The organism is Arthrobacter sp. 01L42 (assembly GCF_056400005.1).
This window is the reverse complement of sequence record NZ_JBFTSL010000013.1, coordinates 17467-36616: the sequence shown is the minus strand read 5'-3', so window position 1 is coordinate 36616 and position 19150 is coordinate 17467. Positions and strand designations below refer to the sequence as shown.

The following is a 19150-nucleotide window of genomic DNA, read 5'->3' as shown; positions in this document are numbered from 1 at the left end:
GACACTAAGACTTCACTCCTCCGGCGTGTTGCCGAGCCGCAGCACCCGTTCCCGCGCCAGGACTTCCTTGCGGCGCTGCCGGTCGGCGGCCCGTGCCGTCTGCTGCGCCAAAGCCGCCGCCAGCTCGTGATTCTTCCGGGCCGTTTTGAGCCCGGCTTCTGCCGCGTCCAGACGCCGCCTGAGCTCGCGCACCTCGTCGGCCAGCAGGGTGGTTTCCGCCGCCGCCTCCGCCAGCTCCGCGGCCGCGCGGCCTGCCTCCTCGTCGGCTTCCGCGGCGGCCACTTCGGCCGCCTCCAGGGCGGCCCGCGCCCGTTCCACCGCCGACGGCGTGGGCGTCATCCGTGCCGTGCCGACGGCCCGGAGGCGGGGTTGTTCCGTTGTCGGCTTTCCGCCGACAGTTGTGCCACGCTGTGCGGTCCGGTCCGCCGGTTCTGTCCCGCCGGCGCCGGGCGCTGGTTCTGTCCCGCGGACGCTGGCCGTTCCAGGCGCGGCTCCAGTGCCGGGCGCCGTCGCCGCATGGCTCCCCGGGACAGCCACTGCGCCGGCGAGATCGACGACGTCGACCCCGTCCGCCGAGAGCGCCCGGAGCAGGCAGCCGCTTTGCACGGCGGCGGCGGCCCCCGGATCGGCGGTGGCGGCCCGCAGGGTCTGCTCCACTTCCGTTGCGACGGCGGCGCTGATGGCCCGTCCGTGCCGGGCCGCCAAGGCCTGTGCCGCCTTCACCGTGCTGCCGAGGAGCTGGCGCCGCTGCTGGGCGAGGCGACGGAGGTCCGCTGCATCCAGGGCATCCTGTGCGGCCTGCATCGACGTCCCCAGCGCAGCCAGCTCCCGCAGGATTTCGGGGCGGTGCGCCGCCAGCATGTTCACCGCCCACGCCGCCACGGACGGCTTGGGCAGGGCACGGACTGCGGCCGCCAGGGCACGCTGCTCGGCGGCGGTGACGCCCGCGGAACTGACGTCTTTGGCCGCCGCCGTTCTAGCAGCCACGAAATCCCCGTAGGGCAATGCATAGAGCGGTCCGGCAATGCCCGCTAGTTCCCGCGATCCCATGCAAGAATCATAGGAGTCTGGCCCCGCCGCGAGTTCGCTGCCCCATCATCAGACCCGGTGCCGTCACGTTCTGGAGGAGATTTCACTTGATCGAAATTGGTGGGCTCCCGGCCCATGTCCTGCTCGTCCACGCCGTAGTGGTATTAGCGCCCATCGCAGGTCTTGGCGCCATCGTTTATGCCGTGGCACGGCGCTGGTGGGGCTACCTGGCCTGGCCCCTGGGCGTGTTGTCACTGGGGCTGGTGCCAGTAACACTCCTGACCGCGCAGGCAGGCGAGCAGTTGGAGAAAGTCCGTCCGGCGTCGGCGGTGGTCCACGAGCACGCCCAGGAAGGTGACGTACTCAAAGTGCTTTCCGTGATCTTCTTCGTCCTGGTCGCGGCAATGTTGATAGTCACCTACGAGCCCTTTGGCCGGCGCCTGGCGTTCCTTGGCGGCCTTCGGAGCAACGGGATTGTCCGGGGAGCCGTCCTGATTGCCGGCGCCCTCGCGGGGGGCTTCTTCATTTACCAGAGCATCATCACGGGACATTCCGGCGCGGCCTCGGTCTGGGCGCGCTAACTCAGCCCATCCGCGGGCCCTTGGCCAGGTGATGCGTGCCGGGCCCGGTGCAGCGTGACGAGCAGCAGGACGAAGGCCGTTGCCTGCAGTGTGGCCACGGCAGCGATGAGCACCGGCCGTGCGCCGTAAAGTGACCCGTACAGGGCGCCGCCGGCCAAGGCGCCGGCGCCCTCGAACGCCGCGAACACCCCGTACGCCGTGCCCTGCCGGGGTTGGGGCACCAGATCGGCAACCAACGCCTTGACCGTGGAGTCCTGGATGCCGGTGGCGGCGCCCCAGACCAGGACGCCCGCGAGCACGAGCCCGGCGCTCGGCGCCAGGGCCAGCACGGGCACCCCCATAATCAGCACGGGAAGTGCCAGGAGCACGGCCGCCCCGGCGCGGTCGTACAGGAAGCCACTGGCGAGGGCCCCGACGGCGCCGGCCCCCATGGCGCCGGCGTACAGCAGCGGAACCACCGAGACGGGGACGGCCACGTCGGCCGTCAGGTGATAGGAGATGACGCCGAAGGCGACCAGTCCGGCGCTCCAGAAGAACCCGGCCAACGCAAACAAGATGAAGGCGCTGGAGAGCGCCGACGGCGGCCGCCCGGCGGGTTTCCCGCGGGGCGGCTCCGGCAGGTCGGAGGGGTCGGCCGCAGGCCTGTCCGCGCCGGGATCCCTGACGCGGCGACGCAGCCAAACGAGAATCGCCAGCGCCGCCGCCGCCGGAATGATGAGCACCGCAAAGGCTGCCGGCAGTGAGCCGGTGGCAACCAGCACCGCCGAGACGAGCAGCGGGCCCAAGAGCGCCCCGGCCAGATCGAAGGACTTGTGGACGGCGAAGCCGCGGCCCCGGCCAACCGGCCCGGCGACGGTGGCGAGCAGCACGGTTTTCGCCGGGCTGCGGACGGCTTTGCCTACTCTGTCCCCGATGATGAGCGCGGCCGCCAGGGCCATCCCGGCGGTCCCGGCGAACGGTGTCAATGCCAGCAGCGGGACGCACACCGCCGTCAGCACATAGCCGGCCATCGTGAAAGTCCAGTACTTCCCGGTGCGGTCCGCCCAGGGGCCGAACACCAGCCGGAGTCCCTGGGACGCGGCCTCGGCGGCGCCGGTCACGAGGCCGACGAACAGCGCGGACGCACCGAGCTGGGCCAGCAGGGGACCGCCGAGCGGGCGGGCGCCGTCGGACACCATGTCCGCGGCGAGGCTGACCAGGCCGAAGCCGACAACCGGGCCCCACAGCCGGTGCCGCCAATTCCCGGTTTGGCCGGACCGCGACGGCGGGTATTGCTGGCCGGCTGGCATCCTGCGCCGGGGCCGTTCCATTTCCTAAGGCTGACGGACGGCCCGGAAAAAGACAATACGCAGGTCAGGGGCCTGTCGCGGGGTCGAGGCGCAGAAGGAAATATTGGCCAAAGAGGTTCTTTCTGGGCGGGGCCGTCCCCGCGACGCCGACCGCAACCGCCACCGCGACGCCGACCGTCACGCCGACGCCCTCGCCCACCCCTACATCGGGCGCGCCGATCAGCGCGGTCTGGAAACTCGGTAGTTCATGGACCGGCGGCTACGTGGCCAATATCGAGGTCACCGGCCTCCGGGCGGCGGCCGGTTGGAGCGTGAGCTGGCCCGATCCGAACGTCACCCGGGTGGCCAACTCGTGGGGCATCAGCTGCACGGTGCTCCCCAAGGTGTCGGTGACCTGCAGCGGCTCGGACTGGGCCACCAAGGTCGTCGCCGGCCAGAAGCTGTCCGTAGGCCTGCAGGTGGATTCGCTGAAGGCTCCCGTCAACCCGGTGCTCACCCTGAAGTAGCCGGCCGAGCAAGGACGACCTCACCGCGTAACGTATTGACGAGAAGCAGCCTGGAGCCGCGGCCACAGCTGCACGTGAGCGACTCCATGCTCCGGCCTGCGCGGGTGCGGAACAGTGTGCGGGTAATCTGGTCATTTTCGCCGCACTCATGATTGGCATGAACATCTCCCGCTCCGCCGCCACCAAGTCCCTGACCGTCCTTGCCGGCCTGCTTCTCGCAGGCTCCCTCGCCGGCTGTGATGCCGCAGCCCACGTTGGCGCCAAAGTCGCTGACGCCGTGCACAGCGCGGCCGCGTCCCAGGCTCCCGGCACCGGCACTGGCACCGCGCACCCGGGCGAAGCCGCCGCGGCCGTAGCCCAGCTGGCGTCCATCCCGGTGAAGGGCAAGGCCCCAAAGACCGGGTACAGCCGCGGGCAGTTCGGTCCCGCCTGGTCCGATGTGGACCACAACGGCTGCGACACGCGCAACGACATGCTCCGCCGTGACCTCACCGACGTGACGACCAAGCGCGGGACCAGGGATTGCGTCATCGCCTCCGGCAAGCTTGCCGACAAATACACCGGCAAGACCATCACCTTCACCCGTGGTGAGAACTCGGCGGACGTCCAGATCGACCACATTATTCCCCTGTCGCTGGCCTGGCAGACCGGCGCCCAGCAGATCAGCGCCGGCCAGCGCCTCCAGCTCGCCAACGATCCGCTGAACCTGATGTCCGCCGACGGCCCCGCGAACCAGCAGAAGTCAGATTCCTCGGCCGATGCTTGGCTCCCGGCCAACAAGGCGTTCCGGTGCGAATACGTCGCCCGCCAGACGGCTGTGAAGGCCAAGTACAAACTGTGGATGACTCGTCCCGAGCACGACGCCATCGCCGGGATTCTCGCCACCTGCAAATAGCGGCACCGCATCCCTGAGGGTTACCTTCGTCTGCGCCGCCTAAACCGCGCCCAACCCGCGACCAAACGTCCGTCTCGTCGAGCAGCTTCCGTCCCTGAGGACGGCACACCAAGGTGTCGGCTCGTTCTGCTCCCTGACCTGCGGAAACATTCCGGGATGCCATAGTGCCCACGGGGCGAAAACGCCGGTACCATGACAGCCGGGGGCCGCTGGGGTGCCCGGTATTGGGGGGAACCATGGCACAACCGCGCCGGCTACTCGGCAGTAGTCCAAGCTCCGTCATCGCGGGCCGTCACCGCCTCGAGGTCCACAACGCGCAACCCCGCGGAGCCGAGCGCCCAGATCCATGTCCAGCCCCCGCCGAGCCAGGCGCCACACTTCAGCGATTCCGCCGCGGCCGACGTCCCCTGACCCTCCCGGATCCACCCGCCACACCAGTGAAGGAGCATCACATGTCAGATCCGCATAATTCTCAGCAAGGCACCGGCCGGCAGATGTGGCCCAGCGAGCAGCCCCGGCAGAACCCGGGGTGGGCGCCAAACCCGTACGCCACTGCGGCATACCCGGCCGAGGGACCCGGGCCCGTGCCACTCTGGGCACCGCTCTACGGCGCTTCCCTGCCAGAGACCGCGTCGCGGTTCTTCAGGAAGTACGGGACGTTCTCCGGCCGCGCCAGCCGGAGCGAATACTGGTGGTGGATGCTCGTCTCGGGACTCGTCTCGATCGTCTTGAACGTCATCATGCTTGCCGGTGGGGCGGCCGGCGCAAAACTGGGCCCCAACGGCGCCAGCGTCCCCGGCCCCGCCTATATGGTCGGGCTGATCCTGGCAGCCGTCTGGTTCCTGGCAGTCATTGTCCCGTCCCTGGCCCTGACGGTCCGTCGCCTCCACGACGCGAACTTCAGCGGCTGGATGTACCTCATCGTGCTCATCCCGTTTATCGGCGGCATCATTCTCCTCGTCTTCACGCTGCTGGAATCAAAACCCGAGGGCCAGCGCTTCGACGTCCCCGCATAAGCATCCGGTCGCACCCACTGACCCCGCACGAACTACAAGAAGGCCCTGCCGCCCTCGTGGGCTGCGGGGCCTTCTTCTGCCATAGGTGTGCCCTGGCTCTATGCGGCGCCGTACGGGCCCGTCCCGCCGCAACCAATAAAAAACCCCGTATCCCCGTTGAGTCAACGGTGATACGGGGTTCTTCCCGAGCTTCCTGCCAGAATCGAACTGGCGACCTTCTCATTACGAGTGAGACGCTCTACCAACTGAGCTAAGGAAGCAACCACATGAATGCCCGGCGAACCGGGCGGATCATGCAAGAGACAACTGTAATAGAGTCCCGGCGTCCGGGTCAAAATGAGCGACCGAAGCCAGCATGCGGCCCTGTCGCGGACCTAGCAGACGGTGTTGTCCGCCGGGGCCTTTCCGTCCACCAGGTAGTCATCGACAGCGTTGCCGATGCAGCTGTTGGAACGGCCATACGCCGTGTGGCCCTCACCCTTCCAGGTCAGCAGCGAGGCGTTCCCAAGCTGCTTGCGCAGGGAACTGGCCCATTGCACGGGCGTAGCCGGGTCGCCGGTGGTTCCAACTACGACAATCGGGGCCGAGCCCTTGTAATCGACCGGGGCAGGGGTCCGGACGTTCTTGTACGGCCAGTCCTTGCAGTTGCTGCCGCCATAGGCGAAGTAGTAGCCAAACGTGGGCGACAGCTGGCGCAGCTTCTGGTCCTCGGCCCGCATGGACGCGGTGTCGGACACCATCGGGTAGTCCAGGCAGTTGATGGCGTTGAAGGCGAAGGTGCTGTTTGACGTGTAGGTGCCGCTGGGATCGCGGTCGGCGCCGAAGTCGGCCAGCTGCAACATGCCCGTGCCGTCGCCGGCCAGGGCGGTGGCGAGCGCCCGGGTGAGGATCGGCCAGTTGTCATTGTTGTAGAGCGGGATGATGAGGCCGCTGACAAACGTGGAGCCCGAGACCTTCCGTCCGTCCTTCGCCGGCAGCGGGTTCGCCTCGGCCGCGCTGATGGCGTTGCGGATCTGCTGGACACCTTCCTCGGTGCTTCCCGCGAGGGGGCATCCGGACGTCTGCTGGCACTTGGCGACATAGGCGTGGAGGGCCTTTTCGAAGGCCACGGCCTGGTCGTGGGTCAGTTCCTCGTTGCTCAGCGACGGGTCCATGGCGCCGTCGAGGACCAACCGGCCCACATTGTCCGGAAACAGCGACGCATAGGTGGAGCCCAGCAGGGTCCCGTAGGAGTAACCGAGGTAGTTCAGCTTTGAGTCGTTGGCCACCCCGCGCAGGATGTCGAGGTCCTTCGCGGCGCTGACGGTGTCGATGTGGGCCAGCACCGGCCCGGTTTTCTCCACGCACTTGGCAGCGATGGCCTTGTTGTCGGCCAGGGCCTCGTCCAGTCCGGCGTCGGTGTCCAGGGCGTAGGTCTTGGCGCGGGACGCGTCGCGTTCCTTGTCCGTGAGGCACGTGACCGGGGCGGAGCGCTCCACGCCGCGGGGGTCGAAGCCCACGATGTCGTAGGCGGACCGGACTTTGTCCGAAATGTGGGTGTTGGCCGCATCCCTGACGAAGTCGTACCCCGAGCCGCCCGGGCCGCCCGGATTGACCATCAGGGTGCCCTTCTTGTCGCCTGTCGTGGCGAGCTTGATGGCGGCAAGCTCGATGCGTTCGCCGTCGGGCTTGCTGTAGTCCAGCGGAACCTTGATCTTGGCGCACTGGAAGTTGCCTTCACACGGTTTCCAGTCGACCTGCTGGGAGTAGTAGCTGCGCAGTTCGGCCGGCGCGGCCGCCACGATTGACGGGTCCGCCTGCCCCGCTGCCCCCGATGCCGGCGCACTGGACCCGTTGCCGCCCCCGCCGCCGAAAAGGGTGCACGAGGCCAGCGTGAGGGCCAGGGCCACGGCGCCGACGGCCCGCATGCCGATCGCCAGGGATCGGGATCTTGCGGACTTGGGTCGAGCAGGCTTCATGCGGTTCTCCTTGGAGGCTAGGAACGAAAGCGAAGATGATCGTTGGAGCGGCCGGAACCGTCAAATAAGGCTGGAAGCCATGGACTCGATCGTCAGCAGCGGGGCCACGTTGGTTGTGGTGATCCGCGTGCGGGCCTTGTTGATGGCGTCCATTCGGGCAAGGGTCACTTCGGCGGTGGAACGGGAGGCGAAGTCTTCGAGTTCGCTTCTGAGTTCAACGTTGACGAGTTCCACTGCGTTCCCCATCTGGATGATCAGGACATCCCGGTAGAAGGACAACAGGTCCGTCAGGGTGCGGTCAAGGGAATCGGTGACGGAACGCTTGGCGCGGCGCTTCTGGTCGTCCTCGAGTTGCTTGACCTGGCTCCGCATGGCTGGCGGCAGCGTGCCGCTTTCGGGTGCCCCGAGGGTGGTCAGAAGCGCGGTTTTCTCGGCGGCGTCGCGCTCGTCGTTGGAGCTGTTGGCTTCCTCGGTGGCGATCTTGACCAGTTTCTCGGCCATCATGACCGCCGCCGTGACGCCGCGAAGGGACAGCGGAAACCGGACCGTCTCGAGCCGGCGCTCCCTGGCCTCCGGGTCCCGGGCCAGGCGGCGGGCGATCCCGACGTGGCTCTGCGCCGCGCGGGCGGCGCGCTCGGCGACCGCCGGGTCCACGCCGTCGCGCTTGACCAGCAGGGCAGCGACGGCGGCGGCCGGCGGAAGCCGCAGCGCCACCGGCCGGCAGCGGGAGCGGATGGTCACCAGGACATCGGCGGGGGAGGGGGCGCAGAGCATCCAGACGGTGCGGGGCGTGGGTTCCTCGATGGCCTTGAGCAGCACGTTGGTGGTCCGCTCGGCCATCCGGTCCGCGTCCTCCACCACGATGATCCGCCACCGGCCCGACGAGGGCCGGTTCCCGGCGGTGGACACGAGCTCGCGCGCCTCGTCGATGGTGATGGTGACCTTCTCCGTGCGCACGAACGAGACGTCGGAGTGAGTTTCGCCGAGGATGGTCAGGCACGCCGGGCATTCGCCGCAGCCGCGCAGGCTGACGTCCTCCTGGTCGCAGTTCAGGGCCGCGGCGAACGCCTTCGCGGCGTTGGAACGGCCGGAGCCGGGCGGGCCGGTGAAAAGCCACGCGTGCGTGAGCCCTTCGTTCTGGGCCGCCTGGCGCAACTGGGCCACGACGGCGTCCTGGCCCTGGAGGTCGTCCCAGACCGTCATGCTGTGCTGCTTTGGGTGACGGCCAGCAGGGATTCGACGCGCTCGAGGATGCGGGCGGCGAGTTCGGCGACGGGCAGCCGGGCGGGCAGCACCAGATACGCCTCCGGCCGGGCCGAGGCGAGGTCCAGGAAGGCCGCCCGGATCTTGGCATGGAATTCGTCGGCCTCGGACTCGAGGCGGTCTTCGGCGGCCGGGCCGGCGGTGCGCCGCTGCCGGCCAACGGCGGGTTCGACGTCGAGAAGTACGGTCAGGTCCGGCTGCAGGTCCGATGTGGCCCAGGCATTGATGTCCCGGACCGCCTGCGTTCCGAGGCCTCGGCCGGCGCCCTGGTACGCGACCGAGGAATCGATGTACCGGTCGGTGAGGACGATCTCGCCGCGTTCCAGGGCGGGGCGGATGACCTGGCTCGCGTGCGCCGCCCGGGATGCCGCGAATATCAGGGCCTCGGTATGGGCATCGATGTGGCCGTGGCCGTGATCCAGCACGAGGGACCGCAGCTTCTCACCGATCGCAGTGCCGCCCGGTTCCCGGGTCCGCAGCACGGTAAAACCACGTGATTCCAGGGCCTTGGCGAGTTCAGCCGCCTGCGTGGACTTGCCGGCGCCGTCTCCGCCTTCGAAGGCAATAAACAGTCCGGGCAACAGGCCGGTCAACTTTCGGCGGGACGCTCCGGGGCTCTGGGTAGTCACCGTTCAAGAGTACCGACAATCCCCGACACTCTAGTCTGCGCAAAGTCTGCGGCGTAACGGCTTGGGTACCCTGCCGGGCGCCCACGTACCCTGTCCTCATGAGTCTTACTGAAGAACAGGCCGCCTCGCTTTCGCCGGATTCCCTGGTCGTCGCGGCAGGGCGCCCGCCGCGCACCCGAGACGAACCGGTCAACCCGCCGCTGGTGCTGTCCTCGACCTACTTCGGTACGGGACCGCTGGGCGACGGCGACCGCGGCTACGGCCGGTATTCCAACCCCACGTGGGACCCCTTTGAAGAGGCGCTGGGCCAGTTGGAGGGCGCGGAACTGCCGGGCCTGCTCTACGCCTCGGGACTCGCCGCCGTTAGTTCGGCCCTGTCCCTGGTGCCCGCCCAGGGCGTCCTCGTCATGCCGTCGCACAGCTACGCGGGATCGGTCACCATGGCCACCGAACTGGCGGCCAAAGGGTTCCTCGAGCTGCGGACGGTAGACATCGCGGACACCGACGCTGTACTTGCGGCGCTTGCCCCGGCCGGCGGGCGCGCCGCCAGCATGCTCTGGCTGGAGAGCCCTACGAACCCCATGCTCGGCGTCGCGGACATGCGGGCCGTGACCGCCGCGGCGCATGAGGCCGGCGCCATCGTCGTCACGGACAACACCTTTTCCACGCCCCTGGTGCAGCAGCCCCTGAGCCTGGGCTCCGACGTCGTGCTGCATTCGGTGACCAAGTACCTCTCCGGCCACTCCGACGTCGTACTCGGTGCCCTGGTGACGTCCGACGCCGGTCTCCGCGCCGCCCTGCTGCACCACCGCACCATCCACGGCGGAATCGCCGGACCGTTCGAGGCGTGGCTGGCGCTGCGCGGGCTCCGCACCCTGGCGCTGCGGATCGGGCGTTCGCAGGCGTCGGCCCAAATCCTGGCCGAGCGGCTCGACGGTCATCCGAAGGTGGCCGGCGTCCGCTTCCCCGGGCTGGCCTCGGACCCCGGCCACGCGCGGGCCAAGGAACAGATGAAGGGTTTCGGATCCGTCCTGTGCATCGAGGTGGCACCGGTGAGTGGGCAGGGCAGCGGCCTCAGCGGCGCGGACGCCGCGGACCGCATGATCCGCGCCCTGCAGCTTTGGCTCCCCGCGACCTCCCTGGGCGGGGTGGAATCCCTGATCGAACGCCGGCGCCGGCACGCCGCCGAGCCGGAGAGCGTGCCGGACAACCTGGTCCGGATGAGCGTGGGCATTGAGAACGTGGAAGACCTTTGGGCCGATTTGGAGCAGGCATTGGGCACTCTGGACGGCTAGGCTGGGGGAGTGGACGGACGCATACTCATTTACTTTGTCGAATCCGGGGTTTACCTGGTCCTGGCTGTCGTGGCCTTTGTCCTTGAGGCATGGGCGTTTTTCGATTGTCTCCGGCACAAGGCCAACGCGTTCGAGGCCGTATCGAAGCGGACCAAGACCTTCTGGCTGGCCCTGACCGGCGGCGCGTTCGCCGTGGGACTGTTCTCCCTGCTCTCGCAGTTGGGCAGCGGTGGCGGCGCCAGTTCGCTTGGCATTTTCGGCCTTGCGGCGGTGACGGCCGCGTCCGTGTACCTCGCCGACGTCCGCCCCGCCGTCAAGGACGCCGGCCGCGGCCGCGGCAGCAACATGGGCCCCTACGGCCCCTGGTGACCACCCCCGGCGCCTAAGCTCCCGGGGCCACGGCTTCCCAGCCGACCGTCACTTCGCCCAGCCGCCAGCGGGACGGGCCGTCCTGGATCGGCCAACCGGCGTCGAGCAGTGCGCGGCACATAGCCCCGAAGCGCTGCCGGTTTCCGAAGGCCGCCAGCGGAGCCGCTTCCAGCCAGGCTTGGTCCATCGCCTGCAGGTAGGTGTGGATCTTCTCGCCGGGCACGTTGCGGTGGATCAGGGCCTTCGGGAGCCTTTCGGCAACGTCGGAGGGCAGCACGAAGGCACCGAACCGCATGGACAGGCTCAGGCTCAGCGGCCGCTCGACGTCGAGCGCCACCCAGGCGGCGCGCCGCCCGATTTCATCGCACGTGCCGTCGATGAACAGCCCGCCCGGGGCCAGCCGGTCCTGCACCAGCCGCCAGATGCCCGCCACGTCGGTTTCCTCGTACTGCCGCAGCACGTTGAAGGCGCGGACCAGCACGGGCTTTCCGGTCATGGGCAGTTCGAAGCCGCCCAGCTGGAACGTTAGGCCGGGCCGTTCAAGGGCTTGGGCCTGCCGGACGCGCTCCGGTTCGATTTCGATCCCCACCATTTGTACGTCCCCGCGGACCGCGGCGAGGCGTTCGAAAAGTTCGACGGCGGTGGCCGGTGAGGCGCCGTACCCGAGGTCTACGGCGAGAGGATGGGCCGCGGCCCGCAGCCGCCATGCCTGCGGCCCGGTCAGCCAGCGGTCCACGCGGCGCATCCGGTTGGGGTTCGTGGTTCCGCGGGTCACGTTACCCACGGGCCTGCCGCCGCGCGCGCCGCCTCTCGTTCCGCCCTTGTTTCGGGGGGCCAGCACCCGTTCAGCCTTCTGTACCACCGCCCAAGCCTATCCTCCAACACGGGGTCACCTCATTTCCGTGATGGGCGCTGGATGGGCCGGGAGCGACCCCGCGTTGCCCTGAAGCACGCGGTGAAGCAGAAGGTGAGGCACGCTCTGAAACGCGCGTGGTGTAACGCTCGGCACCGCCGCCAACCGCTCGGCTAGGATGAAAACCATGACTTACAAGCTGATTCTGCTGCGCCACGGCCACAGCGACTGGAATGCCAAGAACCTGTTCACCGGCTGGGTGGACGTTGACCTCAATGACCAGGGCCGTGCCGAGGCGGTCCGCGGCGGCGAGCTGCTCGTGGAGAACAACATCCTCCCCGACATCCTCTACACCTCGCGGTTGAAGCGGGCCATCAACACGGCGAACATGGCACTGGAAAAGGCCGACCGCGGCTGGATCGACGTCAAGCGCGACTGGCGGCTCAACGAGCGCCACTACGGCGCGCTGCAGGGCAAGGACAAGGCCCAGACCCTCGCCGAATTCGGCGAGGAGCAGTTCATGCTGTGGCGCCGGTCCTACGACACCCCGCCGCCGCCCCTGGCTGACGATTCCGAGTTCTCCCAGGTGGGGGACCCGCGCTACGCGGACCTCGGCGACGCCGTCCCGCGCACCGAATGCCTCAAGGATGTCCTGATCCGGCTCATGCCGTACTGGGAATCAGACATCAAGGAAGACCTCAGGGCCGGTAAGACCGTCCTGGTCACCGCCCACGGCAACTCGCTCCGCGCCCTCGTCAAGCACCTTGACGGGATCAGCGACGAGGACATCGCCAGCCTGAACATCCCCACCGGCATCCCGCTGGTCTACGAACTGGATGAGAACTTCAAGCCGCTGAACCCGGGCGGCACCTACCTCGATCCCGAGGCCGCCGCCGAGGCCATCAAGGCAGTCGCCAACCAGGGCAAGAAGTAACCGGCCCCCGCCCGGGCAGGCACTAAGTAAGGGACAGCGCACAAACGACGGCGTCCGGCCACCCCCAAGGTGACCGGACGCCGTCGTTCGTATCAGCGCGGTGCTATCAGCGCCGTTGTACCGGCGCCGTTGTAACTGCGGCTGAGTCAGCCGCAGTTGGCCGGAGTCAGTTGTGCTCGATCGTGCTCGGCTGCCACGCGCCCGTCACCAGGTACGTGACCTTCTGGGCCACGGAGACGCCGTGATCCGCGAAGCGCTCGAAGTAGCGGCTGGCCAGGGCAACGTCCACCGTGGTGGCCGGCGACTCCTGCCAGTCGCTGCGGGCGATCGCCTGGAAAACGCTTAGGTGAAGGTCATTGACGGCGCCGTTGGCCTTCATGATCTCCCGGGCCACGCCGAGGTCGCGGGTTGCCAGCAGCTCCGTGAGCTTCTGGGCGATCAGCAGGTCCTGTTCCGCGAAAGCCTTGAAGGTCTCCCGCAGCTGGTCCGGGACCACTGACGCCGGATAGCGCAGACGCGCCAGCTGGGCCAGGTGCCGGGCGAGGTCGCCCATGCGTTCGAGCGAGGCGCTCATCCGGAGCGAACCAACCAGCATGCGCAGATCGCTCGCCACCGGGCCCTGGAGGGCGAGGATGTCGATGGCACGCTCGTCGAGGCTGTTCTGCAGGAAGTCGATGCGGGCATCGGCGGCAATCACGTCCTCGGCGAGGTCGATATCGGCGCCCTGGAAAGCTGTCGTGGCCTTGTCGATGGCCTCTGTGACCAGCGCTGAGATCTCGACGAGCTGTTCCCTTACCTGGGCGAGCTCCTCCTGAAAAACCTTACGCACGTGTGCGTCCTTTCCTCGGAAATATTGCCTGCAATCGAAGTGGCGGGCCTATTTCGGTTCACCTACCGGCGCTCCAACTGTCAACTCTTTCAGTGTCCGGTGAACTGTTACGCCCCAATAGGTGAACGTTAGCTGAACCGCTGCCCGAATCGCAGGAGATTTCGGATTCGGTCACGTGGCAGAGCATAAGCTGGAGCCGTGGATCCAATGCTCATCGGCGTGATCGCCGGCCTGATCGGCCTCTCGTTTGGCATGTTCGGCGTACTCGCGTTCCGGGTCAGTGAGCAGCAGCGGCATATTGTCGACGTCGACGTCGATGACCCCTCGTTGCCCGAGGGGGCCGCGGAAGTGCTCGCCGTCCTCGGCCGCGCGTTCGTGGTGGTGGATGCGATCGACGGCGTGGTCCGCGCCAGCCCCGCCGCCTACGCCTACGGCCTGGTCCGCGGGCACACGGTGGTGCACCAGCAGCTGCTGGAACTGACGGCCAAGGTGCGGCGGGACGGGGTCATCCTCGAACAGCAGCTGGAACTGCCGCGCGGCCCGCTCGGCCAGGGCACGATCGTTGTCCAGGTCCGGGCCGCCGTCATCACGGAGGAATATGTCCTCCTGCTGGCCGATGACCGGACAGAGTTCACCCGCACCGAGGAAGTCCGCAACGACTTCGTCGCGAACGTCTCCCACGAACTGAAGACACCGGTCGGGGCGATCTCCCTCCTGGCCGAGGCACTCGAGTCGTCCGCTGACGACCCCGAGGCGGTGAAGCGGTTCGCCAAGCGCATGCACAAGGAATCGACACGGCTTGCGGCGCTTGTCCAGGACATCATTGAACTCTCCCGGCTCCAGGGCGCCAACGTCGCGCAGCAGGGCCGCCCGGTGGACATCAACCTTGTGGTCAGCGAGGCCGTGGACCGCTCCGTGCTGCCGGCCGAGAGCAAGAACATCCAGCTGGTCGTCGGCGGGCACGCCGATGCCCTGGTCTACGGCGACCAGGACCTTCTCGTGACCGCCCTGCGCAACCTGATCGATAACGCCATCCGCTACTCGCCGGAGAACACCAAGGTGGGCGTGGGCATCCGGGCCAAGGACGGTCTCGTGGCGGTCTCGGTGACGGACCAGGGCGATGGGCTCAGCGCCGAGGACCAGGAGCGCGTCTTTGAGCGCTTCTACCGCGTGGATGCTGCCCGCTCGCGGCAGACCGGCGGCACCGGGCTTGGCCTGAGCATCGTCAAGCACGTCATTTCCAACCACGGCGGCGAGGTGACCCTGTGGTCCCGGCTCGGCCAGGGTTCCACGTTCACCATTCGACTTCCCGAGATAGAAGGGCAGGACGACGGCGACGCCCCCGAGGCGGGCAAGCCGGCAGCCCAAACTTCCAGTCGGGACCCCAGACCGCAACGACGTGACGCCGCAGGCGTCCATGAGCAAGGAGCTACCGCTTGAGCAGGATTCTGATTGTCGAGGACGAGGAGTCCTTCAGCGACCCCCTGTCCTACCTGTTGGGTAAAGAAGGCTTCGAAGTGGAGGTGGTGGACAACGGACTGGACGCCATCACCGAATTCGACCGCAACGGCGCCGACCTCGTGCTCCTGGACCTGCAACTGCCTGGCCAGTCCGGCACGGAGGTCTGCCGCCAACTCCGGCAACGCTCCGGGGTGCCCGTGATCATGCTGACGGCCAAGGACTCTGAAATCGACAAGGTGGTGGGGCTCGAACTGGGCGCCGACGACTATGTCACCAAGCCCTACTCCTCGCGGGAACTCGTGGCCCGGGTCCGGGCCGTCCTGCGGCGCCAGAGCGAGCCGGAGGAACTTGTCTCCACCACAGTGCAGGCCGGTCCCGTTCGGATGGACATTGAACGCCACGTGGTCAGCGTCGGGGGCGAGCAGATCGCCTTGCCGCTCAAGGAGTTCGAGCTGCTGGAGATGCTGCTGCGGAACTCCGGCCGGGTCCTGACCCGCGGGCAGCTGATCGACAGGGTCTGGGGCTCCGATTACGTGGGGGACACCAAGACCCTCGACGTCCACGTCAAGCGGCTGCGCAGCAAGATCGAGCCGGATGCGTCTGCGCCGCGGTACCTGATCACCGTCCGGGGGCTGGGCTACAAGTTCGAGCCCTAAAGGTCGGAAGAGGCAGCCCGGCGGCCGTTGCTGCCGCTGCTGCCGGGCCGCTGGAAGTCCGGCGCAGTTGAACATCAGGGGACACAAAAGGAGGGGCACCTGCAGGTGCCCCTCCTTTTGCAATAGGTCCAGCCGTTGAAGCTAGTGGCCGGCCGTGCTGCTCGGCGTCGGCGTGGCCGTCTCGGTCGGCGTAGCCGTCTCCGTCGAGGTGGCCGTGCCGGACTCGGTGGGCGCCGGCGTCGGCAGGTACGACTTGTAGTCGACGATCGTGCCGTCCATGACCGGAACCGTGAACTTGGCTTCCTTATTGGTGCCGTTCTCGGAGATGGTGACATCGAGGACGGCGCCCGGCTTGGCGCCGGCGGGGTTCAGGATCGCGGCGTCGGTGGAGTCGTTGAGCATCGTGTAGGAGTTCTTCTTGACCGGAACCTGGGTCTGCGAGCCCTCCGCACCCTTGATGGTCAGCACCACGTCATTGGAGGAGGTGTTGTACACGGCGCCGATCACGCGGCCCGGCTTGTCCTCGCCATCGGAGACGATGATGAAGTTGCGCAGCTGCAGCGCACCGAGATCAGTCCGGGTTCCGTCCGAGGCCGCGTACTGCTCCGTGGTCTGCTGGGCGTTGATGTAGCCGCAGCCGGTCAGGGACAACAGGCCGATGCCAAGTGCAGCCGTTGCCATTGCCAGCTTGCCGCGCTGGCCCCGGTTCATCGCAGTGAAACGCACGTCACGCACTCCTTGAGAGTCTTGAAACATTATTCAGCCATAGCCTAGCCGCAAACGGCCGCAAACAAGGATTCGGCGACTACACACAAGCGCGGCCAAGCGTGCGTCACCGGCGGCGGGACCCGGCTCGGCGGGGGACGGAAACCTCTTGGCAGTTAGGGCCGCAGGCACTATTATCCGCATTCGTCAAGGGGTTTGAGGGGGCGGATTACGGCCATTTTCCCCGGATTCATGCGGTTCCCGGCACCTTTTGATGCCAGTTGTATGCCTTAATCGTGATAAACTGGTCTGCGGGAAAGGGGAATGTCCACATGGTTTTTGAGGTCGGCGAGACAGTAGTTTACCCTCACCACGGTGCAGCCAAAATTGAAGAAATCAAGATGCGCACTGTCAAGGGCGAAGAGAAGATGTATCTCAAGCTCAAGGTGGCTCAGGGTGATCTGACCATTGAAGTTCCAGCAGAAAACGTTGACCTGGTAGGGGTTCGGGACGTAGTGGGCAAGGAAGGCTTGGAGCACGTGTTCGACGTGCTGCGGGCCGAGTTCACTGAAGAACCCACCAACTGGTCGCGTCGCTACAAGGCAAACCTGGAAAAGCTTGCTTCCGGTGACGTCATCAAGGTAGCCGAGGTCGTCCGCGACCTCTGGCGCCGTGATCACGACCGGGGTCTCTCCGCGGGAGAGAAGCGCATGCTGGCCAAGGCCCGTCAGATCCTGATTTCGGAACTGGCACTGGCTGAGAAGACTGATGAAGAGAAGGCTGCAAGCGTTCTCGACGAGGTCCTGGCTTCCTAGCACAGGGCCGGCCCAGCAGGGCCGGCGCAGATAAGAATCGAACCCCGGTGGCGTCAGCCGCCGGGGCTTCTTTTTGCCCTTTTTCAGCGGCCGCACCCTCCGTTGCGCTATCGGTTGTGGTCCCTTTGAGCGCCCCGGTCCGAGGCGCGGGGACGTAGTCTTGTGCCCATGGATACTGCACCGACGAATACGTCACAGGCGAATACGTCACAGCCCGGTCCCGCCACAGCGGTCATAGTTGTAGCCGCCGGCTCCGGCCAGCGCCTGGGCTACGGCATGCCGAAAGCAAAAGTACCTCTCGGCGGGGACACCATCCTCACCCACGCCCTCCGCGGTGTGGCGGCTGCCGGGATCGCACAGCAGATCTGCATTGCGCTCCCCCCGGGCGACACCGAGTTGCGGGCGCTGTGCGAGGCCTTCACGCAGGAGCTTGCGGCCGGACACTCCGGCGCGGCGTCGGGCTCCGGCGTCCGGGCTCCCGTGGTGACGGTCGTCGACGGCGGTGCGGACCGCGCCGATTCAGTCCGCGCAGCGATGGCGGCCCTCCTGCCCAATATCGAATCGGTGCTGGTCCACGACGCCGCCCGGGCGCTGACGCCTGAAGCCGTCTTTCACCGCGTGGCAGCGGCGCTCGGCGCCGGTGCCTCGGCCGTCATTCCGGTGATACCGGTCGTCGACACCGTCAAGACCGTCGAACCGACCACCGGCGACGGCGCCGCGGTGGCCCCCGAACTGGTCACCGGGACAGCGCCCCGGGAATCGCTCCGCGCCGTGCAGACACCGCAGGGATTCGCCCTGAGCACCCTCAAGCGCGCCCACGAAGCTGCCTCCGGGTTCGACGCCCGCCAGGCCGCCCTCGTCACGGACGACGCGATGCTCGTGGAGCTCATCGGGGTCCCGGTCCACGCGGTACGCGGCGCCAGCCAGTCCCTGAAGATCACCACGCCCCTGGACCTGATCCTGGCCGAAGGCCTTCTCGAAGGGCCCCTGGGCTTGCGCTGGGTGGAGGGATGAGCATGTCCACCAACCCGCCAGTCGTTTCCCCGGTCATTCCCCGGACCGGGATCGGCGTCGATGTCCATGCCTTCGCCGCCGAGGACGAGCCGCAGCCGCTGTGGCTCGGCGGCCTCTTCTGGGAGGGGGAGCGGGGTCTGTCCGGCCACTCAGACGGCGACCCCGTGGCCCACGCCGCCGCCGACGCGCTCTTCTCGGCCTGCGGGATCGGGGATCTGGGCACGCACTTCGGTACGGACCGGCCTGAATATGCCGGAGCATCCGGCGTGACCCTGCTGGCCGAGGCCGCCCGGATTGTTCGCGCCCACGGATTCGAAATCGGCAACATCGCCGTCCAGTTCGTGGCGAACCGGCCAAAGTTCGGCCCGCGGCGGGAGGAATCCCAGCAGGTCCTCAGCGCCGCTGCCGCGGCGCCGGTGAGCGTCACAGCCACCACGAGCGACGGGCTCGGGTTCACCGGCCGCGGCGAGGGGATCTCGGCCGTGGCAACAGCGCTCGTGTATCCGGCAGGCTAAGCACCGCAGGTCACAGCAGGTGAAGCACCGCAGGTGAAGCACCGCAGGTTGGGCGCCGCTGGTTAAGCACCGCCGGCCCCGGTCCCCTACGCTTGAGGGAAGACCCAAGCGAGACACCCGTTCCGAACTGCCAGGAGACCTGCCGTGAAGAAGCTGCTGACCGCCGTCGTACTCGTGGCAGGGACCATGCTGAGCGGCTGTGCCGCCTCCACGACAGCGCCCCAAACGCCTAGCGCCACTCCGAAGCTCAGCGTCGAGGAAAGCTGTAAGTTCCTCAACACCGACACCTTCGTGCCCTCCGGGAGCGCTAAGGAGCAGGCAGGGCAGATTGGCCAGCACTACCAGGAGGTTGCGGACAAGGTAGCGCCGGAGGTGGGCGCCCCGATCCAGCAGATGGCCGAGATCATGAAGCAGGTTGCGGCGAGCCCTACGGGAACCAAGACCGACCAACAGACGGCCCAGCTCACGGAGCAGATCAACAAGATCGGCCAATACTGCAAGTAGGTCGCCGCAGCGGCCTGCCTGCCGGCCTCCGCCG

21 protein-coding genes and 1 tRNA gene are annotated in these 19150 nt (G+C 67.6%); 13 read left to right on the top strand and 9 right to left on the bottom strand.

Translation table 11 applies throughout. From position 1 onward, the window contains the following. Positions 1-12: 12 nt before the first annotated feature. Complete coding sequence (locus AC1DN2_RS12750) at positions 13-1050, bottom strand: hypothetical protein (protein ID WP_476850599.1); 1038 nt, start codon at positions 1048-1050, stop codon at positions 13-15. An 86-nt stretch (positions 1051-1136) separates the two neighbouring features. Between AC1DN2_RS12750 and AC1DN2_RS12745 the strand changes: the two genes are divergently transcribed. After that, a complete protein-coding gene (locus tag AC1DN2_RS12745; protein WP_476850598.1) occupies positions 1137-1610 on the top strand; it encodes a hypothetical protein in 474 nt (157 codons plus the stop codon). Here AC1DN2_RS12745 and AC1DN2_RS12740 read toward each other — a convergent pair. Continuing rightward, positions 1607-2920 (bottom strand): MFS transporter, encoded by a 1314-nt coding sequence (locus AC1DN2_RS12740; protein WP_476850597.1) that lies wholly within the window; start codon positions 2918-2920, stop codon positions 1607-1609. The genes AC1DN2_RS12745 and AC1DN2_RS12740 overlap by 4 nt on opposite strands. Between AC1DN2_RS12740 and AC1DN2_RS12735 the strand changes: the two genes are divergently transcribed. From AC1DN2_RS12735 to AC1DN2_RS12725, 3 genes are all read left to right on the top strand, one after another. Beyond that, on the top strand, positions 2881-3405 hold the full coding sequence (locus tag AC1DN2_RS12735; RefSeq protein WP_476850660.1) for a cellulose binding domain-containing protein: 525 nt from the start codon (positions 2881-2883) through the stop codon (positions 3403-3405). The genes AC1DN2_RS12740 and AC1DN2_RS12735 overlap by 40 nt on opposite strands. A gap of 148 nt (positions 3406-3553) precedes the next feature. Further along, positions 3554-4300, top strand: coding sequence for an HNH endonuclease family protein (locus AC1DN2_RS12730; RefSeq protein WP_476850596.1), 747 nt, complete (start codon positions 3554-3556; stop codon positions 4298-4300). A gap of 452 nt (positions 4301-4752) precedes the next feature. Then, entirely contained in the window at positions 4753-5316 is a 564-nt protein-coding gene (locus AC1DN2_RS12725) for a DUF805 domain-containing protein (RefSeq protein WP_476850595.1), read from the top strand. Between the two features lie 187 nt (positions 5317-5503). On the opposite strand, the gene AC1DN2_RS12720 is transcribed toward AC1DN2_RS12725, so the two are convergent. The 4 genes from AC1DN2_RS12720 to tmk all read right to left on the bottom strand — a co-directional run bounded on the left by AC1DN2_RS12720 (position 5504) and on the right by tmk (position 9130). Next, positions 5504-5576, bottom strand: a tRNA-Thr gene (locus AC1DN2_RS12720). Positions 5577-5690: 114 nt separating this feature from the next. Continuing rightward, positions 5691-7274 (bottom strand): alpha/beta hydrolase, encoded by a 1584-nt coding sequence (locus tag AC1DN2_RS12715; protein ID WP_476850594.1) that lies wholly within the window; start codon positions 7272-7274, stop codon positions 5691-5693. 60 nt (positions 7275-7334) lie between these two features. Then, positions 7335-8477: a DNA polymerase III subunit delta' gene (locus AC1DN2_RS12710; RefSeq protein ID WP_476850593.1), complete on the bottom strand. Its 1143-nt coding sequence runs from the start codon at positions 8475-8477 to the stop codon at positions 7335-7337. Continuing rightward, a complete protein-coding gene (tmk, locus tag AC1DN2_RS12705) occupies positions 8474-9130 on the bottom strand; it encodes a dTMP kinase (RefSeq protein ID WP_476850659.1) in 657 nt (218 codons plus the stop codon). Before tmk ends, AC1DN2_RS12710 begins: the two co-directional genes overlap by 4 nt. A gap of 134 nt (positions 9131-9264) precedes the next feature. Here tmk and AC1DN2_RS12700 point away from each other — a divergent pair, with 134 nt between their 5' ends. Both AC1DN2_RS12700 and AC1DN2_RS12695 read left to right on the top strand, forming a co-directional pair. Further along, positions 9265-10461 (top strand): trans-sulfuration enzyme family protein, encoded by a 1197-nt coding sequence (locus AC1DN2_RS12700; RefSeq protein ID WP_476850592.1) that lies wholly within the window; start codon positions 9265-9267, stop codon positions 10459-10461. A gap of 9 nt (positions 10462-10470) precedes the next feature. Then, positions 10471-10830, top strand: a complete 360-nt coding sequence (locus AC1DN2_RS12695; protein ID WP_028276353.1) for a DUF2516 family protein — start codon at positions 10471-10473, stop codon at positions 10828-10830. A gap of 13 nt (positions 10831-10843) precedes the next feature. Here AC1DN2_RS12695 and AC1DN2_RS12690 read toward each other — a convergent pair whose 3' ends face one another. Beyond that, on the bottom strand, positions 10844-11692 hold the full coding sequence (locus tag AC1DN2_RS12690; RefSeq protein ID WP_476850591.1) for a class I SAM-dependent methyltransferase: 849 nt from the start codon (positions 11690-11692) through the stop codon (positions 10844-10846). A gap of 178 nt (positions 11693-11870) precedes the next feature. Here AC1DN2_RS12690 and AC1DN2_RS12685 point away from each other — a divergent pair, with 178 nt between their 5' ends. Continuing rightward, positions 11871-12617 carry a phosphoglyceromutase gene (locus AC1DN2_RS12685; protein ID WP_230009468.1) on the top strand — a complete coding sequence of 249 codons (747 nt, stop codon included), beginning with the start codon at positions 11871-11873 and terminating at the stop codon, positions 12615-12617. Positions 12618-12783: 166 nt separating this feature from the next. On the opposite strand, the gene phoU is transcribed toward AC1DN2_RS12685, so the two are convergent. Continuing rightward, entirely contained in the window at positions 12784-13446 is a 663-nt protein-coding gene (gene phoU / locus AC1DN2_RS12680) for a phosphate signaling complex protein PhoU (protein ID WP_079552056.1), read from the bottom strand. Positions 13447-13653: 207 nt separating this feature from the next. Between phoU and AC1DN2_RS12675 the strand changes: the two genes are divergently transcribed. Both AC1DN2_RS12675 and AC1DN2_RS12670 read left to right on the top strand, forming a co-directional pair. After that, a complete protein-coding gene (locus AC1DN2_RS12675) occupies positions 13654-14886 on the top strand; it encodes a sensor histidine kinase (RefSeq protein WP_223915308.1) in 1233 nt (410 codons plus the stop codon). Continuing rightward, positions 14883-15563 carry a response regulator transcription factor gene (locus AC1DN2_RS12670; protein WP_018774213.1) on the top strand — a complete coding sequence of 227 codons (681 nt, stop codon included), beginning with the start codon at positions 14883-14885 and terminating at the stop codon, positions 15561-15563. Before AC1DN2_RS12675 ends, AC1DN2_RS12670 begins: the two co-directional genes overlap by 4 nt. Positions 15564-15704: 141 nt before the next feature. Here AC1DN2_RS12670 and AC1DN2_RS12665 read toward each other — a convergent pair whose 3' ends face one another. Continuing rightward, entirely contained in the window at positions 15705-16274 is a 570-nt protein-coding gene (locus tag AC1DN2_RS12665) for a hypothetical protein (RefSeq protein ID WP_223915304.1), read from the bottom strand. 326 nt (positions 16275-16600) lie between these two features. Between AC1DN2_RS12665 and AC1DN2_RS12660 the strand changes: the two genes are divergently transcribed. The 4 genes from AC1DN2_RS12660 to AC1DN2_RS12645 all read left to right on the top strand — a co-directional run bounded on the left by AC1DN2_RS12660 (position 16601) and on the right by AC1DN2_RS12645 (position 19116). Continuing rightward, a complete protein-coding gene (locus tag AC1DN2_RS12660) occupies positions 16601-17083 on the top strand; it encodes a CarD family transcriptional regulator (RefSeq protein ID WP_026266570.1) in 483 nt (160 codons plus the stop codon). Between the two features lie 168 nt (positions 17084-17251). Next, positions 17252-18097, top strand: a complete 846-nt coding sequence (gene ispD / locus AC1DN2_RS12655) for a 2-C-methyl-D-erythritol 4-phosphate cytidylyltransferase (RefSeq protein ID WP_476850590.1) — start codon at positions 17252-17254, stop codon at positions 18095-18097. After that, on the top strand, positions 18094-18612 hold the full coding sequence (ispF, locus tag AC1DN2_RS12650) for a 2-C-methyl-D-erythritol 2,4-cyclodiphosphate synthase (RefSeq protein ID WP_476850589.1): 519 nt from the start codon (positions 18094-18096) through the stop codon (positions 18610-18612). The genes ispD and ispF overlap by 4 nt, the downstream gene beginning before the upstream one ends. Before the next feature lie 144 nt (positions 18613-18756). Further along, positions 18757-19116 carry a hypothetical protein gene (locus AC1DN2_RS12645; RefSeq protein WP_223914369.1) on the top strand — a complete coding sequence of 120 codons (360 nt, stop codon included), beginning with the start codon at positions 18757-18759 and terminating at the stop codon, positions 19114-19116. Positions 19117-19150 lie beyond the last annotated feature (34 nt).